Origin of the sequence: Paraburkholderia sp. EG286A, from assembly GCF_040965375.1 — a bacterium.
Classification (GTDB): Bacteria; Pseudomonadota; Gammaproteobacteria; order Burkholderiales; family Burkholderiaceae; genus Paraburkholderia.
Map to the genome: position 1 here is coordinate 118,835 of NZ_JBFRCB010000011.1, position 15,323 is coordinate 134,157.

The following is a 15,323-nucleotide window of genomic DNA, read 5'->3' on the forward strand; positions in this document are numbered from 1 at the left end:
GGCGGCGATTTTGTTGTCTGATATCTTACGTGTATTAGAACGTTCTAATTGTCATGCTGATCGGGGTATTCGTCCTTTTCGTGAATTTTCTGGCGGTAACGGCGTTAGAAGCCGCTTGCAGCTAGGCTGAGCGGCCTCACACGCTTTTGCAACTTGACGGTTTTTCAACTGGTTGATCTGAAAGCGTTTTCTCGTGCAAACCGCCAGAAAATGCACGAAAAGGACGAATACCCCATGCGCCGCTTTCGGGCGTGATCGTGGGCGAGAAGGTCTGGGACGTGATCGCGCGCGGCTCGCAGGAGCACGGGCCGATGGGGCACGGCTCCTTATGACGCGCGCGACAGCAAGACCTTTGCCGGGCAACTCGACCGTTTTCTGGCGCGTCACGCAGCGCACCGCAAGGGCGACTGATTTGGCGTCCACCCGGACGCCCTATAAGCACGTTTTCAGATCGCGATGCAATATTCATCGCGGCGGGCGTAACCATTTCGGCTTGCCGGCCGAATTGCACTTTGCGCGATGGCGATCTGCGCGGCAACTATAGGAGCTGGCCATGAAATCGAATCTGCGATGTGCCCTGTGTGCGTCTGTTCTGCTGATCTTTGCGGGCGTGTCTCATGCCCAGTCCGCGAATGCGCCTTCGGACGCATCGATGTCTCAGGGCGCGATGGCGGCGGCTCCCAGCGGGAAGAAGGCGGACCGCGCGCTCTCCCATGCCGTCCGGCGCGCATTGTCGAAAGCGCAAGGGCTGGATGTCTCCGGAATTTTCGTTCACGCGAAAGACGGCGCCGTAACGCTGAGCGGCTCGGTTCGCGATAGCAACCAGATCCAGCAGGCCGAACAAGTCGCGCGCTCGGTGCAGGGCGTCAATTCTGTCACGAACAAGCTCACGCTCTTTCACGGCGGCAATGGCTGAACACACCGCGACAGCAGGCCGCCTGGCGTAATGCCGTGGCCAGGCGGCGAGCCGGGTTTCGTCATTCTTTGCTGGACTGCGCTGCGGCTTGCTCGATCAGCTTCGCGACTTCGGCCGGATGCGACATGTAGGCCACGTGGCTCGAGTTGATCTCGACCGTCTTGCTGCCAGCGCGCTGGGTCATGAAGCGCTCCAGATCGGGGTTGATCGCGCGGTCCGCGGTCGCCACGAGGGCCCAGTTCGGCTTCGTTCTCAACGCGGCGTGCGTGATCGGGACGCCGAACGCTATTCGGGCCACCCGGTGTGCGCCGCCGCCGCGCTCGCGAATCCGGCGATCATCGAGCGCGAAAAGCTCGTGGAGAACGCAGCGAAGGTGGGCTCGTACTTCGGCGCGAAGCTGGTCTTTCGGTCCTTCATCACGGCGTGAGGATCAAACCGCTGGACTGCTACAGCCATCCACGCAATGGGAAACCGCAGGGGTAGTCAGCAGGCGTTTGATTTGAAACGAAATTTATACAGGGCCACAAGGCAGACCCGCGCCAGGCATAGGTGTGCCTAACCGGAAATCTGCACGAAACTCAAGGGCACCCCGCAATGCAAGGCCGGCTTACGCTGAAACAGCCGGATGGACGGGCACCGTGAACTCAAAGCTGGCACCGCGGGGTACGTTTGCGCTCGCCCACAACCGGCCACCGTGTGCGTCGATGAACGAGCGGCAGATCGACAGTCCCATGCCCATCCCGCTAGCCTTCGTCGTATAAAAAGGCTCAAAGAGGCGCTCGATGTGCTCGGGAGCGACACCCGGCCCGGAATCGCGCACCGTCACGAGGACGGCACCCGGTTCATGCATGGCGGAGCTGATCGTCAATTCCCGCGGCCCATCGTCAACGGCGCTCATCGCATCAATGGCATTGATAATCAGGTTCAGCATCACCTGTTGGAGTTGCACCCGGTCGCCTTTGATGAGCGGCAAGTCCTCTGCAAGCCGCAGCCGTACCGAGACGTCGCTTCTCTTGGCTTCACTCGACGTGAGCGCCATGACCTCGCGAATCGCCTCGTTGATCTGCAGGATCTCGTTGCACGTCGGGGCCTTTTTTACCAGGCCATGAATGCCCCGGATAATCTCCCCTGCTCTCGTGCTCTCAGACACGACCAATTCCAGCATTTCACATGCTTTGCTGATTGCCGGCTGCTCCCGGCCTAGCCAGCGCAGCGCAGCAGCGCCGGATGCATTGATCGCAGCGAGCGGTTGCTTCATTTCGTGGCTGATCGAGGCCGCGAGCTGCCCAATCGCCGTGACGCGGTTTGCATGCGCGAGCTCGAGTTGCATCTGGCGTGCATTCGCTTCCGCCCGTTTGCGCTCGCTCAGATCGAGCACACACACGATACCTTGAGTCCCGCTTTCCAGCATCGCACCGCCGAGCAGCACGGGCACGCGGCTGCCGTCCTTCCTGAAGTACTCCTTCTCGTAGGGCTGTACTGTCCCCGTCTTCTTCAGCTCCGGCACCCACTCGCTTCTGTCGCGCTCGAGCCACTCCGGTGGTGTCAGGTCCGTCCAGCGTAGACGTCCCGCCAGGAGATCGTCATGGTCGTATCCGACGATACGGAGAAACGCGTCATTGGCTTCGAGGATCCGACCGTCGAAATCCCCAATGAAGATCCCGACGATGTTGGCGTCGACGAGGCGCCGGATCTTCGCTTCGCGTTCCGCGAGATCACGGTACAGACGGGCGTTCTCCAGCGTCATCGCAGCCTGCGAAGCCAGTACCTTCAGGACCGCAATCCGTGCCGGGGTAAAGGCACTGGCAGCGAGGTGATTTTCAAGATATAGCAGTGCAATCAGTCTTCCCTGTTTGACGAATGGCAGGCAGAGGACTGATCGCGCCTGCACGCGGGCAATGTACTCGTCGTTGGAGAACGCGCCTCGGGCTGAGGCATCGTCGAGGATCACGCTCTCCTGGGTACGCGCGCAATACTGGAGAATCGACTCGGGAAGCTCGGCGGCAGAGATCGGTGCCTCGCGCAGCGCGACCGTGACCGAGCTGCCGTCGGTATCGGCTTGCGCCTCGATCCGCAGTTCGCCCCCCCGCTCGGCACCCCGCGGGAGCACGAGCAGGCCGCGTTGCGCACCCGCGTGTTCCACTGCGGTGCGCATCAGCGCCTCGATCAGGTTCTCGAGCACAATTTCACCCGACACGATCTGTGAGACGCTCAGCACGGTAGCAAGATCCAGTTGTTCTATTGGCGTTCCGGGTGTGGCCGTCTTGCGCGAATGGTCCGCATAGGGCTTGAGATTGGGATAGCACTGTTCAAGCTGTCGCGCCTTGCCATGTGCTCCCCAACGCAGATAAGCGTCATGGGCATCCTGCAGGTAGCCGCGCGCTGCTTTCTCAGAACCTCGCGTCGAAAAAAAACGCGCCGCCAGTTCGTTGGCAAGCGCCTCGTTGTGCACAAAGCCGTTTGCCTGGGCCGAGCGGATCGCCTGATCGTAAAGCGTCATGGCATCGAGCGCTCGGCCTTCGATCCGGGCGATCTCCGCCCCCACGAGGGCCGCGCGATTCCCGAAATTCTCCGGGCAAATAGCTGCCCAAACCTCGAGTTGTCCTTGATGCTCAGCAAGCGCCTCCAGATGAACCTGTCGCTCCTCAGCCGTTGCCATATCGAATGAGGCCGCGCGAGACAACGCGCCGTAAAAGTGATATTCGGCCAGTTCGAAGGTTAGCGACACCCAAAGCAGCCGTCGCGCCCGCAAGGCGGCATCGACCGCCGCACCATGGTCGCCGGCGAAGAACCGCGCCTGCAGCTTGCGGATCCAGTACCAGCACTCGGCCATCGCCAGATCCGGGTTCTCCGTGAAGCGGCGCTCGATCCGCAGCTCATCGAAATTGGCATCGTCGAAGCGGCCAAACACCGGCGTGAGCCCCCTCAGCGTCCGTACCAGGCCGAGCTGGGCACTGATGACGTCAATGGAGGCACCGAATCGCATCTTCTGCGCAAACGCGAGACCCCGTTCGGCTTCGCCTTGCACCTCCTCGAGCGGATCGCCGGCGGCAAGCAGGTTCGTATTCAGCTGGTTACAGCAGTGCGCCGCGAAATTCAGGTCCCCGCTTCGATTGGCCGCCTCGAACGCACGACGCAGCAGTTCACGGCCAGCCCGGACAGGCCGCTTCCACGGCAGGACGAGGTTTCCGAAGAGGAGATAGGTCGCGGCCTGGAAGCGCTTCAGCCCGCGCCGCTCGACCAGCTCGTAGCCGAGCCGGCCGAATCGATATCCTGTCTCGTAGTCGCCGAAGCGCGGCCCGGCGATCAAGCCGAGCGACGCATAGGCGAAAGAGGACGCGTCAGCGTTGCCGCGTTCGAGACTCAGATTGATCATGCGACAGGTGACGAGGCAAAGCAGGTTCGGACCGTGATACAAGGCAGGCACCGCGAGCTTGGCCAGAACATCGAGGGTCGCGAGTGATGCTGGGTCAGTCATCAAGGGCAGATCGACCAGTGCCTCGAGCGGGCGGTCTCCGAGGGCGGACCAGATCCGCTGGTACTCCCGGCGCGCTTCCTCTTCCGTCGGATGCGGCGACCATTCGATGCCCAGCTTGTGGAGGTATTCGAGACCGACGGCGACCGCGCGGCCGCTCTGATCGCGGGTCACGAGCAGGTCCATGCGCAGACACGCGACGCGCGCAGCTTCCACCGGATCGCTCGTGCGGGCGGCCAGTGCCATCAGACGCTCGTCCACCGCCGCCAGTGCACCGGTCAGAAATTCGCATTCGGCCCGGTGCAACTCCAGCGCGAAGATGAGCTCGCGCAGGCGAGCCCAGCCATCGTCGCCCACGAGCGCCACGCCGGCGACCAGATACTTGAGCGCCGAGGCGTAGGCGGTGGAAGCCTTGGCGCGCCGCCCGGCGATCAGGTTGAACCCGGCGAGCTGATCCCGCTCCGCGCGTGACGTAATCAAAGGGATTGCGCGGTTCAGATGATTGACGATCTCGAAGATCGCCTCGTCACGCTTGCCCGTAGGCGTGTGCTCCGCCAGCAGCCGGCCGATTCGAAGGTGCGTCCTGGCCCGCTCACTTTCGGCGGTCAGCGAATACGCGGCTTCCTGAACGCGATCGTGGGCAAACCGGTAGCTGGCCGCACCGCGCTCGACAAGTTCCAGCCGGACGGCGGGCCAGAGCGCCCCATGCACCTGGTCCTCCGGCGTCCCGAGGACCAGTGAGAGCGTCGCCGTCCCGGCGCTGTTGCCAAGACACGCCAGTTGCTGCAATGCCTTCTGTGTTTCGGCCGGCAGGCGCGTGAGTTTCGTGACCATGAGGTCGACGACGTTGTCGGTATATCCCTTGGCGTGAATGCGCTCCAGATCCCAGCACCAGCGGCCGACATCGTGGTCAAAGACGAGCATGCCCTCGTCGGCAAGCGACGACAGGAACTGAATGGCAAAAAACGGATTGCCGCCAGTTTTCTGGTGGACCAGTTGCGCGAGCGGTGCGGCGTGTGCGGACTCGCAGTGAAGCGCGTCCGCAAGCCACTGCTGCAGATGCGCTTGCCCGAGCGGCGCCAGCGCAATCTCCGTGGCCTTGCCACCGTTAGCCTTGATGGCTTCGAGCTTGCGCTTCAGCGGATGGTCGGGGCTCACCTCGTTGTCGCGATAGGCGCCGATCAGCATGAGGTTCTGCAGATCGGACCGGGTCAACAGGTCCTCGAGCATATCCAGGGTAGCCGCGTCGAGCCATTGCAGGTCGTCAAGAAAGAGCGCCAGTGGATGGTCCGCCCGGGCGAAGACACCGATGAAGCGCTGGAACACCAGCTGGAAGCGGCGTTGTGCCTGCTGCGGCTCAAGCTCAGGGACGGGGGGCGGCTCGCCGATGATGAGCTTGAGCTCGGGCACGACGTCGACCATCAGCCGTGCGTTCGGCCCGAGCGCCTCGAGAAAGGCGTCGCGCCATCCGGCAAGCTCGGCGTCGCGCTTGCCGAGAAGCGGTCGCACGAGGCCCTGAAAAGCCTGAGCAAGCGTCGCATACGGGATGTCGCGCTTGTACTGGTCGAACTTGCCCGCGGCGAAGAGCCCGCGCGGCGGCACCAGCACCCTGTGCAATTCGTTGACGACCGCGGACTTGCCAATGCCCGCATAGCCGGAGACCAGCACCAGCTCCGGCGCGCCGTTTTTGACGACGCGATCGAAGGAGGCCAGCAAGGTCTCGACCTCATTGGCGCGCCCGTAGAGCCTTTCCGGGATGAGCAGCCGGTCGGGCGTGTCCTGCTGACCGGGTGCAAAGTCGTCGATGTCACCCTGGGCCTCCCACTCGGCGAGGCAGCGCCGCAGATCGCGCTCGACGCCGCCGGCGCTCTGGTAACGTTCCTCGGCCGTCTTGGCGAGCAGCTTCATGACGATGCGACAAACCATAGCCGGGACAGTGCGTGACCGCTCGCTGGGCAGCACCGGTTTTCGCGCGATGTGGGCGTGCACCCACTCCATCGGATCGGTTGCGGTGAACGGCAGCGAACCGGTGAGCATCTGGTAGAGCGTGACGCCGAGGGCATAGAGATCGCTGCGGGCGTCAATCGAGCGGTTCATGCGCCCGGTCTGCTCAGGCGCCATGTAGGCAAGCGTGCCGGAGAGGGTCTCGGGCGGCTCGGGCGCGGCTCGCTCGCGTCGCAGCTGCGAGGCAATGCCGAAGCCGGTCAGCCGCGGCTGTCCGTCCTTGCAGTTCACGAGGATATGGGCAGGCTTCACGTCCTTATGGACGAGGCCGCGCTGGTGAAGCTTGCCCAGCGCAGCGGCGATGCCGACGGCGAGGCGCAGAGCAATGCCCACCGCCATGGGCGCGCCGAGCAGCCGCTCGAGCGGCTCACCGCCCGGATCCTCAAGCACCAGCAGCGTCCCACCGCCTTCGCGCACCAGTTCCAGCGGCCGCGCCGCCCACGCGCCATCGAGTTCGTCCTTCAGTTCCAATTCGTGAGCGAGCCGATCCAGGCTGGCGGGTGAGGGCTGCGCGACGGCGGGCCGCGCAATGAGTCGCGTCTCGTAGCCGCTGTCGGCCGGCCGCCGCACCCGGCTGAAGACGCGCTCGCCATCCTCCCACAAGGTTTCGAGGCCGTTGACCATCTCGCCGTAACCATGGGTCGCATTCATCCATCGCCCTGCGCCAAAGCGTCAGAATACACGCGACGAATTATAAAGGAGCCCGCTCTTTGAGGCGAAACAGGTCCGGCCCGAGCGGAGCGCTTGCGCGACACGATTCGCGTCCCGCATCCCGCGGCCAGCGAAGTTCGGCCGGTGACCGTTGAGGATCGCAAGAATTGCAGAAAGTTTTTGGGGAGCAGGTGTTAGCTTTGCACCAAACCGATCGTCAGCATCGCGACGGTTTCGGCAGATGCACCTTGCGCATATGTAAGGTGCTGCTTGCCGATCTTCTCACCGACGGTTACGACGATGCGCTTCCAGCCGACCATTGTGCCGAGGCTCAACGCAATGGCGACGGCCACCTTGACCCAGGTTGGGATGAATTGGGTCGCGTGATTTTGTTGAGTGCGGAAAGAGTGTCGACTCATACCTAATCCAAAGGTGGGATTGTGACTGTCCTCGGCATACCCTAAATTGGTTCGTAGGCCGACGCTCCAAAAGAGGTCCCCCTCCATGTCACCTGTATGGTCCTCCCGCTATGCCGGGGGCTTTTTTCCGATGCTCGGGCATTTACTGTGTATATGCATCGACATGTATTTTCATGTCATTGCAGGTGCATATTGGCGCTCGGAGCTTGTTGAGCAACGAGGACAGGTACCCGAACGTGTTTCGCATTACTTAGACATGCAATGTATCGGGCAAGCGCAACGATATATGCTGATTGGCCAGGCAGTCGAGCCGTCGTTCGGCCCTCGCGGTCATCCAGATGTCACTGGGTTCTGCGGTCGGCGAATGGCGGATTCGGTGCAATGCGTCAGGCAGAAGACGACCCGTTGAAAACGTTTAACGATTGAATCCGAATGTCCGTTGAACATCGAGAAGCGGCCTGCTGTGGGACTAAGGATCCGACTCCGAGCTGTACGACGACAATTATTTTGACCAGATGGAGGGTACTTACTGTGGCTACGAAGAATGGCGGTACGCTGTATGTCCTGCAGGCACGTCCACCAGCGATCATCGCTCTGTTGCCGGACGGTTCACACGAGGTCGTTATCGCGAATCTTACGCGCACGCCCGACGGCATCAAGGTCGATGCTGAAAACCAGGTGGTTTACTGGACGAACATGGGAACCGGCATCCATCTGGTCGACAGCGATCCGGCTTCCGGCGCAGTTCCCCCGAACGATGGAACGATCGAAAGCGCGAAGCTCGATGGAAGCGAGCATCGTGTGCTGGTGCCTTCCGGTCTGGCCGGAACGCCTAAGGAACTGGCGCTGGACAAGGAGGGCGGTCATCTTTATTGGTGCGATCGCGAAGGCATGCGGGTCATGCGCGCGCGGCTGGACGGTACGGAAGTGACGGAACTCGTCCGCACCGGGAGTTTCCCGGAGCATACGGGCGACGCGACCCGCCATTGTGTAGGCATCGCATTGGATAAGGCAAACGGACATGTCTATTGGACTCAAAAGGGACCGCCAGATGCCGGAGAGGGCCGCATCTTCAGGGCTGGCATTGCGCTGCCGCCTGGTGCGACACCCGATCAGCGCCCGGATGTCGAATGTTTGCTGGCCGATCTGCCCGAGCCGATCGATCTCGATATCGATCACCGCGACGGCATACTGTACTGGACTGACCGCGGCGACGACACGCATGACGGAAATACACTAAATCGCGCAAAAATCACGGCGTCCGGACTGGTTGATCACCAGGTGCTCGCCCGCGAGCTGGAGGAGGGCATTGGCGTGTCTCTGGACGCACTGGGGCGCCGCGCATTTGTGACCGATCTGGGTGGCAACGTTCGCGAGCTGAACATCGATACGAAGCAAGAGTCGCGTTTCACTACAGTGGCTCATCTGGGTGTGCTGACCGGTATAGATTACGCTATCTAAGTCCGATCCCGTGGGGCTGCCCGTGCAGATGGTTGAAACTGTTTGGCGCAGCGTTGCCGGGAGTTGCGCCGGGCCTTCGAGGTCGTGAAGGTGTACGTCCCGTGGCGGACCTAAGGCTGGGGCTTTGGCGAAGTTGTATTCGACTATCTCAACGGGCGTTGAGTGCAAAGCGTGTGCGCGGAACATTCGAGCCGTCACAGTCAATTTTGGAGATGCTGATGTCTATGTTGAACAAGAGTCTCACCGGAAAAGTTGCACTAATTACCGGCGCCGCAAGCGGCATCGGCAAACAGATCGCGTTGACGCTCTCGGCTGCGGGTGCGGCGGTTGCTATCGCCGATTTGAATCAGGGCGGGGCGAACGCGGTTGCCGAAGAAATCAAGCAGGCTGGCGGCAAAAGCATTGGTGTGGCGATGGACGTCACGAAGGAAGATGCCGTCAACCAGGGATTCGACACGGTGGCTGTGGAATTGGGCTCAGTCGACATCCTGATTTCAAACGCCGGCATCCAGATTGTCAATCCGATCGAAAACTATGCATTTTCCGACTGGAAAAATATGCAGGCGATTCACGTCGATGGTGCGTTCCTGACTACCAAGGCCGCGTTGAAGCACATGTACAAGGACGACCGCGGCGGTGTCGTGATCTACATGGGGTCCGTGCACTCGCATGAAGCTTCGCCGCTGAAATCCGCTTATGTGACCGCCAAGCACGCGTTGCTCGGCCTCGCGCGCGTTCTTGCGAAGGAAGGGGCGAAACATAACGTACGCTCCCATGTCGTTTGCCCAGGGTTCGTGCGCACGCCGCTCGTCGACAGGCAGATTCCCGAGCAGGCCAAAGAACTCGGCATCAGCGACGAAGAAGTGGTCAAACGCGTGATGCTCGGCAACACCGTAGACGGCATGTTCACGACGGTGGACGACGTGGCGCAGACGGTGCTGTTCCTGTCTGCGTTCCCGAGCGCAGCGTTGACCGGCCAATCGTTCATCGTAAGCCATGGCTGGTATATGCAGTAAGCCCGCAAGGAGAGGCGTCATGGTGCAAAGCAACGTCAGGCGGGTCGGCGTCGGCGCCCCCGGAAATGGGGAAGGTGAGCGTGCCCGAGCGGCGGCGGACGTTCGCGCCAGTCCGCGTATCGAGTTGCCCCAGTACGAGACGATCGCGCTGATGTTACAGGGCGGGGGCGCGCTGGGGGCCTATCAGGCAGGCGTCTATCAGGGCCTTGAAGAGGCAGGAATTCGCCCGAACTGGCTGGCCGGAATTTCAATCGGTGCGTTGAACGCGGCGATTATCGCCGGCAATGCGCCCGAGCACCGGGTGGCACGGCTCTCTGAATTCTGGGAGACGATCTGCCAGCCTGCGTTCGGAATACCCATACCGGCCGCGATCGAGGACACGTTGTTCAACGTGCATGACGGTGTGCGCAAGAGCTTTACGGCATTTCAGGCTGCGAGTGCGATTGTCAATGGCCAAAAGGGATTCTTCGTACCCAGGTTTCCGCCGCCCGCTTTGCACTCAACCGGGAATCCGCAAACGGCAAGCTTTTACGACACGAGGCCGCTCAAGGCCACGCTCGAGCGGTTGTGCGACCTTGACCGAATCAATGCGGCGGAGGTGCGGGTTTCGGTGGGCGCCGTGAACGCCCGCACAGGGAACTTCGCCTATTTTGACAATACCCGCATACCATTGCGTGCCGAGCATTTCATCGCGTCCGGTGCTTTGCCGCCGGGCTTCGCGGCTGTGCAGATCGAGAACGAGTATTACTGGGACGGCGGCCTTATGTCGAACACTCCGCTATACGAGGTTTTGCAAGCGACGCCACGTCGCGACACGCTCGCCTTTCAGGTTGATCTGTGGAGCGCGACCGGGCCGGTGCCGAGCGATCTAAGCGAAGTTATGGGACGCGTCAAAGATGTCCAGTACTCCAGCCGCACCCGTCTCGTGACGGACTGGCTACAACGAACTCAACATTTTCGGCGCGTGGTGCGGGAGTTGCTCGATAGGTTGCCGGCGGGCAGCGACAAGGATCGCTGGTACGAACTCGCGCAGGAAGTTTCATGCGACAAGCGCTACAACATCATTCATTTAATCTACCGCGATAAGGACTACGAAGGACACTACAAGGACTATCAGTTTGGTATTTCGACGATGCGGGAACATTGGCGAACCGGCTTGGCCGATATCAGGAGGACCTTGCAGAATCGGGATTGGTTGGATATGCCGACCAACGACCTCAGCTTTGTTACGCACGACATCCATCGGCACGATTGATGCCCTCGCACGGTGCAGATGCCCCTCGTGAGACAACTCAACTTCGATGGAGATATCAAATGACGAAGACTGAATCGGTCAGAGAGACGTAGGAGGACGAAATGATCAGTTCACTGCGCATAGCTTTCGTGGGTGTCATGATTGGCTTAGGAGTACTTTCTATAACGGCATCTGGCGAAGCGCTACCTGCTACCATGCACACCGATACGCTCATTCAAACGTCCGCGAGACAAATAGCCGCTAACCATGTCACTGTGGAAGCCAAAGTCGACTTTGGATCGTTCACGCAGCACCTGGAAGCCTTGCTGGGGCGGTTCGACCCTTCTGTCTTGAAGACGCTGCTACAGACAGACCCGGCCGCGGCGGACGCTCGCCTTGCTCAGATGGAGGGGGATCAGGGCTTGATGATCTTCTCGATGCAGAATCACGGGGCGCTGTTCGGCATGGTCGGAACCGCCAGACATGCCATACGTTACAACATAGGAAACCCCCGTGTTGCCTTCCGGATGACGCAACATGATATCCGCGCCGGCCTTTACGCACCGCTTTCCGTGCTGGTCTATGAAGTTGCGCCCGGCACGGTGCGGGTGGAGTACGACCAACCCTCCATGTTGTTTGGGCAGTTTGGCAACGCGGATGTCGCCGCAGTAGGGCGCGAGCTGGATGGCAAGCTCGCCAGCGTTATCGAACATGCGGCGTCGCTGGCCGCAAAGCCCTGAAAGACTCCGCTGGAGCCCCTTGCCAGGTTGTGCTGACCATTGGGCGCATTCCCAATGCCATCTGCATCAAGGGCGTGCGCGTCGAGCTATGGGCCGGCGTGGTCTAGAGGAGGATGAATGATGTCCAGTCGTGTGGCAAGGACGCCTGCATCGGCACCGGGCAGGGAGGCCGTGCAAACCGGTTTTGTAGCTGCGTGGTCCTTGTGCGTCGTCTTCTACTTCATGCAGTATGCGTTGCGCTCCGCACCGAGCGTCATGATGTCCGAGCTGAGTGCGGCGTTCGCTCGCGACCTGGTCGGTGTTAGCGCGCTCGTCGGCCTTTACTACTATAGCTATTCGCTGCTTTCGATCGTCGTCGGCGCGGCGCTCGACCGGCTCGGTGGCAGGGTAGTCATTCCCGGTGGCATCGTCCTGGTCGCCGCGGGGGCGGTCCTGTTCGGACTCGGCAGCGTGGAAACCGCGCAGATCGGCCGCCTGTTGCAAGGAGCCGGCTCGGCGTGCGGGTTTATCGGTGCCACGTACCTGGCTACGCGCGGCTTCCCGCCGCGGTACCTCGCGACGGCCGTTGGCTTCACTCAGTGTTTTGGCATGCTGGGTGGTGCCGCGGGGCAGTTCGCCGTCGGTCGGCTCATTCATGGCGTGATCACGTGGCAGAAGTTCTGGTGGATGTCCGGCCTGGGGATCTTTGTCATCGCCACACTAGTCCTGCTTGCGACACCGAAAGATCATGACGGCACGAGGGCAAGTCAGGGCTCGTGGATGACCATGTTCACGCCATACAAGGAGGTGCTTTCCAACCCTCAGTCGTACCTTTGCGGCTTCTGCGCGGGCTTGCTGTTCTTGCCTACCACGATAGGGGACATGATCTGGGGCATACCGTTCTTGCACAATGGCCTCCATGTCGGCTACGCAGAGGCAGTCAACCGTGCAAGCACGGTACCGCTCGGCTGGGTCATCGGCTGCCCGCTGCTCGGCTATCTGGCCGACCGTCTTGGCCGTCGAAAGCCTGTACTGATCTGCGGTGCACTCCTTATGTTTGTGTCGTGCGCGGGCGTCTTTTTCCTGCCCGCTGGCGTGGCACCGCCGTACGTGCTCGGCATGTTACTCGGGATTGGCTCGGGCGCCGCAATGCTGCCCTACACGGTGATCAAGGAAGTCAATTCGGACAATGTGAAGGGCAGCGCGACTGGCGCGATCAATTTCCTCGTGTTCACGTTCAGTGCTTGCCTGACGCCCCTGTATGGCAGGTTGCTCGCCCATATTGCGCGTGGCGGCGCAATGGACATGGCCGTGTTTCGCGCTGCGGGCGCGTGGCTGGTAGGCGGTATCGCGATCGCGATCGTCCTTGCGTTCTTCCTGCGCGAAACCGGACCACGAGGCCGTGCCGCCGTATGAGGTTCGATCCTGGGATTGGGATAGGCCCAACAGGCAGGGTGCTGTCGAGCTCTACCGGCATCTGGCTAGAAAGGATCTGACCAGACGGTATGTGAGTGATGGTCTGGATCGGCGACGAGCCGGGGTGCGAGGAGCAGAGCCAGCCGCTGCCAGCAGGCCTCGTCCTCGATCCCCAAACCTGCGCGGTCACTGGCACGCCCACCGCCGTCGCCCATTGGGACATTGCTTTAGCGGAAGTTGCAAAGTTCGAGATGCCACCGTCTGCGGTTACCCGGCATGTTGCCTTGCTGGAATCGCACTTGAATGTACGGCTGCTCTGTTGGAACTTTGCACCCAAAGTGTTATTGCGACTGCGTTGGGCTTCCTTTAAATTGCGTCGTAGGTGGAAGCCTTGCTATGGATTTTCAGGAAAGCAGCCGACTTGATCAATTCGAGAGACTAATGTTCTTTAAAGCCATCTACGCCACGACGTGGGGTGTCTCCCTGCTTTGTGGGCTGAACCTCCTCGGCCGGCTCGTCACACGCATGCCCCTGAGTTTCGTGGAAATCCTGGTGCCGAAAGGGATAGGGTCTCCGCTGCTTCAGAACCTATTGGTGGGATTCGAGGTCGTGCTCATCGTCGCACCGTTGATTGTGGCTGCCATGCTTAGCAGCGACTTGAGTGCGGAAACCGAATAGGTATTGCGGTTGGCGTAAGAAGACGATCTAGTCCGGGAAGATCCAAATTCGCGGAATTCCGATCTGAAACAAGAAGTAACTCGCGGCGGCACTTTACTTGCTCTCACGGCGTTATTTCGCGGAAGATGATACCGCCAAAACGCCTTTCTGGAGCACCCAGCGCAGCAACATCTACCAGTGTGATCATCATCGCAATACGAGCCCGTCACCAATAACGATCCAGCCTCCGGGCCAGAAATCAACCATTTATTGAATAATCTGGAAACCTGATTATGTGCGTCGATCTCGAAAAGATAAGAAAACAAGCGGAAATTATGCCGGGCGAGGTGGCGGATACCCTTCGGCAAGTTGCCAACGAGATCGAACTGCTTCGCAAGCACCTATTTGAGGCGCATGCCAGCAATGCGGACAGCGAACGGCTCAACTGGTTAAGTGAGCAAGCTCATGATGAATATTATCGTGAGATGTGCCGCACCTACATCACGCTGCCCCGCATCTTGACGAAGAAAAATGGTGTAACCGCCACGACGTTGAGGGAGGCTATCGACCTCGTTCGTAAGCCTCGGAGGGCGTGACTTCCAGGAAGCAATTCTATAACCCGCCGCACCGGGGCTGAGTTGCTGTGCCAAACGCCAGGTGGAGTGAACCAGACATGTTCCTGAACGATGATCGGGAAACTCCTCAATCAACAATCCCGCTGCTGCGTCGCCGCCCGATCATCTTTTTTCTCTGCGCATCGTTATGCATTCTGATCGGGATCGGTGTTGCACTCTGGCTTAGTTTTGGCGTCGGCGGCGTGGCCAGTTACTCGAATCAGGCCGTCCTTTTCCTGGACTCCGATCTGCGTCTGCCGCCGGACCTTGCCGGCAATACCGGACGCATTCGCGTCGTGCACTTCTGGGACCCTGACTGCAATACCTGCAACGAGAATACCTACGCCCACCTGAACTACCTCATTACGATGTTCGGAGGCGAGAATATTGACTTCTACAGCGTGCGCAAGCCCGGTACCCACGGACAGCTACCGGCCTTTCTGCGAGGCAAGCTCAAGCCATTACCGGGTATTGAAGGAATGGAGCGCATACCGGCCAGTCCCGCGATTGCCATTTGGGCTGCGGATGGAAAGCTCGCCTACGCGGGACCCTACAGCGCGGGTCTTGTCTGCAGTTCGAGCAACAGTTTCGTGGAGCCGATTCTCAACAGGCTGGTCGCAGGGGCACATGTCGAGCCTGCTCCGATGGTCGCCGATGGCTGCTATTGCCCGTGGAATACCGCCCGCGGCCAGCACGCATAGCGGTGTATCGTTGGTCGCCCTAACGACCCGCTGTGCTCCG

12 protein-coding genes and 1 pseudogene are annotated in these 15,323 nt (G+C 60.7%); 10 read left to right on the forward strand and 3 right to left on the reverse strand.

Annotation, left to right across the window (positions count from 1 at the left end):
* Positions 1-553: 553 nt before the first annotated feature.
* Positions 554-916: a BON domain-containing protein gene (locus AB4Y35_RS36920; protein ID WP_368708312.1), complete on the forward strand. Its 363-nt coding sequence runs from the start codon at positions 554-556 to the stop codon at positions 914-916.
* A 61-nt stretch (positions 917-977) separates the two neighbouring features.
* Here the strand turns inward: AB4Y35_RS36920 and AB4Y35_RS36925 are convergent, their stop codons facing one another.
* On the reverse strand, positions 978-1,214 hold the full coding sequence (locus AB4Y35_RS36925) for an alpha/beta fold hydrolase (protein WP_368708313.1): 237 nt from the start codon (positions 1,212-1,214) through the stop codon (positions 978-980).
* On the opposite strand from AB4Y35_RS36925, the gene AB4Y35_RS36930 reads away from it, so the two are divergent.
* Positions 1,179-1,343 carry a hypothetical protein gene (locus AB4Y35_RS36930; RefSeq protein WP_368708395.1) on the forward strand — a complete coding sequence of 55 codons (165 nt, stop codon included), beginning with the start codon at positions 1,179-1,181 and terminating at the stop codon, positions 1,341-1,343. The genes AB4Y35_RS36925 and AB4Y35_RS36930 overlap by 36 nt on opposite strands.
* A 180-nt stretch (positions 1,344-1,523) precedes the next feature.
* Here AB4Y35_RS36930 and AB4Y35_RS36935 read toward each other — a convergent pair whose 3' ends face one another.
* Both AB4Y35_RS36935 and AB4Y35_RS36940 read right to left on the reverse strand, forming a co-directional pair.
* Positions 1,524-7,046: an AAA family ATPase gene (locus tag AB4Y35_RS36935; RefSeq protein WP_368708314.1), complete on the reverse strand. Its 5,523-nt coding sequence runs from the start codon at positions 7,044-7,046 to the stop codon at positions 1,524-1,526.
* Positions 7,047-7,255: 209 nt separating this feature from the next.
* A pseudogene (locus AB4Y35_RS36940) lies at positions 7,256-7,453 on the reverse strand (inorganic phosphate transporter); the annotation flags it as partial.
* A gap of 543 nt (positions 7,454-7,996) precedes the next feature.
* On the opposite strand from AB4Y35_RS36940, the gene AB4Y35_RS36945 reads away from it, so the two are divergent.
* The 8 genes from AB4Y35_RS36945 (at position 7,997) to AB4Y35_RS36980 (ending at position 15,283) form a co-directional block, all read left to right on the forward strand.
* Positions 7,997-8,926, forward strand: coding sequence for a hypothetical protein (locus AB4Y35_RS36945; protein WP_368708315.1), 930 nt, complete (start codon positions 7,997-7,999; stop codon positions 8,924-8,926).
* 218 nt (positions 8,927-9,144) lie between these two features.
* On the forward strand, positions 9,145-9,942 hold the full coding sequence (locus AB4Y35_RS36950; protein ID WP_368708316.1) for a 3-hydroxybutyrate dehydrogenase: 798 nt from the start codon (positions 9,145-9,147) through the stop codon (positions 9,940-9,942).
* A gap of 19 nt (positions 9,943-9,961) precedes the next feature.
* On the forward strand, positions 9,962-11,197 hold the full coding sequence (locus tag AB4Y35_RS36955; protein WP_368708317.1) for a DUF3734 domain-containing protein: 1,236 nt from the start codon (positions 9,962-9,964) through the stop codon (positions 11,195-11,197).
* A gap of 101 nt (positions 11,198-11,298) precedes the next feature.
* Positions 11,299-11,916, forward strand: a complete 618-nt coding sequence (locus AB4Y35_RS36960; RefSeq protein WP_368708318.1) for a DUF302 domain-containing protein — start codon at positions 11,299-11,301, stop codon at positions 11,914-11,916.
* A 117-nt stretch (positions 11,917-12,033) separates the two neighbouring features.
* Entirely contained in the window at positions 12,034-13,311 is a 1,278-nt protein-coding gene (locus tag AB4Y35_RS36965) for an MFS transporter (RefSeq protein WP_368708319.1), read from the forward strand.
* A gap of 396 nt (positions 13,312-13,707) precedes the next feature.
* A complete protein-coding gene (locus AB4Y35_RS36970; protein WP_368708320.1) occupies positions 13,708-13,989 on the forward strand; it encodes a hypothetical protein in 282 nt (93 codons plus the stop codon).
* Positions 13,990-14,261: 272 nt separating this feature from the next.
* Positions 14,262-14,564 carry a hypothetical protein gene (locus AB4Y35_RS36975; RefSeq protein WP_368708321.1) on the forward strand — a complete coding sequence of 101 codons (303 nt, stop codon included), beginning with the start codon at positions 14,262-14,264 and terminating at the stop codon, positions 14,562-14,564.
* A 77-nt stretch (positions 14,565-14,641) separates the two neighbouring features.
* Entirely contained in the window at positions 14,642-15,283 is a 642-nt protein-coding gene (locus AB4Y35_RS36980; RefSeq protein WP_368708322.1) for a DUF6436 domain-containing protein, read from the forward strand.
* Positions 15,284-15,323 lie beyond the last annotated feature (40 nt).

What these genes read in the sequence shown, in the direction of transcription:
- AB4Y35_RS36920 (WP_368708312.1), top strand. Translation starts at nt 554, where the DNA reads ATGAAATCGAATCTGCGATGTGCCCTGTGTGCGTCTGTTCTGCTGATC.
- AB4Y35_RS36935 (WP_368708314.1), bottom strand. Translation starts at nt 7,046, where the DNA reads ATGAATGCGACCCATGGTTACGGCGAGATGGTCAACGGCCTCGAAACC.
- AB4Y35_RS36950 (WP_368708316.1), top strand. Translation starts at nt 9,145, where the DNA reads ATGTCTATGTTGAACAAGAGTCTCACCGGAAAAGTTGCACTAATTACC.
- AB4Y35_RS36955 (WP_368708317.1), top strand. Translation starts at nt 9,962, where the DNA reads ATGGTGCAAAGCAACGTCAGGCGGGTCGGCGTCGGCGCCCCCGGAAAT.
- AB4Y35_RS36960 (WP_368708318.1), top strand. Translation starts at nt 11,299, where the DNA reads ATGATCAGTTCACTGCGCATAGCTTTCGTGGGTGTCATGATTGGCTTA.
- AB4Y35_RS36965 (WP_368708319.1), top strand. Translation starts at nt 12,034, where the DNA reads ATGATGTCCAGTCGTGTGGCAAGGACGCCTGCATCGGCACCGGGCAGG.
- AB4Y35_RS36970 (WP_368708320.1), top strand. Translation starts at nt 13,708, where the DNA reads ATGGATTTTCAGGAAAGCAGCCGACTTGATCAATTCGAGAGACTAATG.
- AB4Y35_RS36975 (WP_368708321.1), top strand. Translation starts at nt 14,262, where the DNA reads ATGTGCGTCGATCTCGAAAAGATAAGAAAACAAGCGGAAATTATGCCG.
- AB4Y35_RS36980 (WP_368708322.1), top strand. Translation starts at nt 14,642, where the DNA reads ATGTTCCTGAACGATGATCGGGAAACTCCTCAATCAACAATCCCGCTG.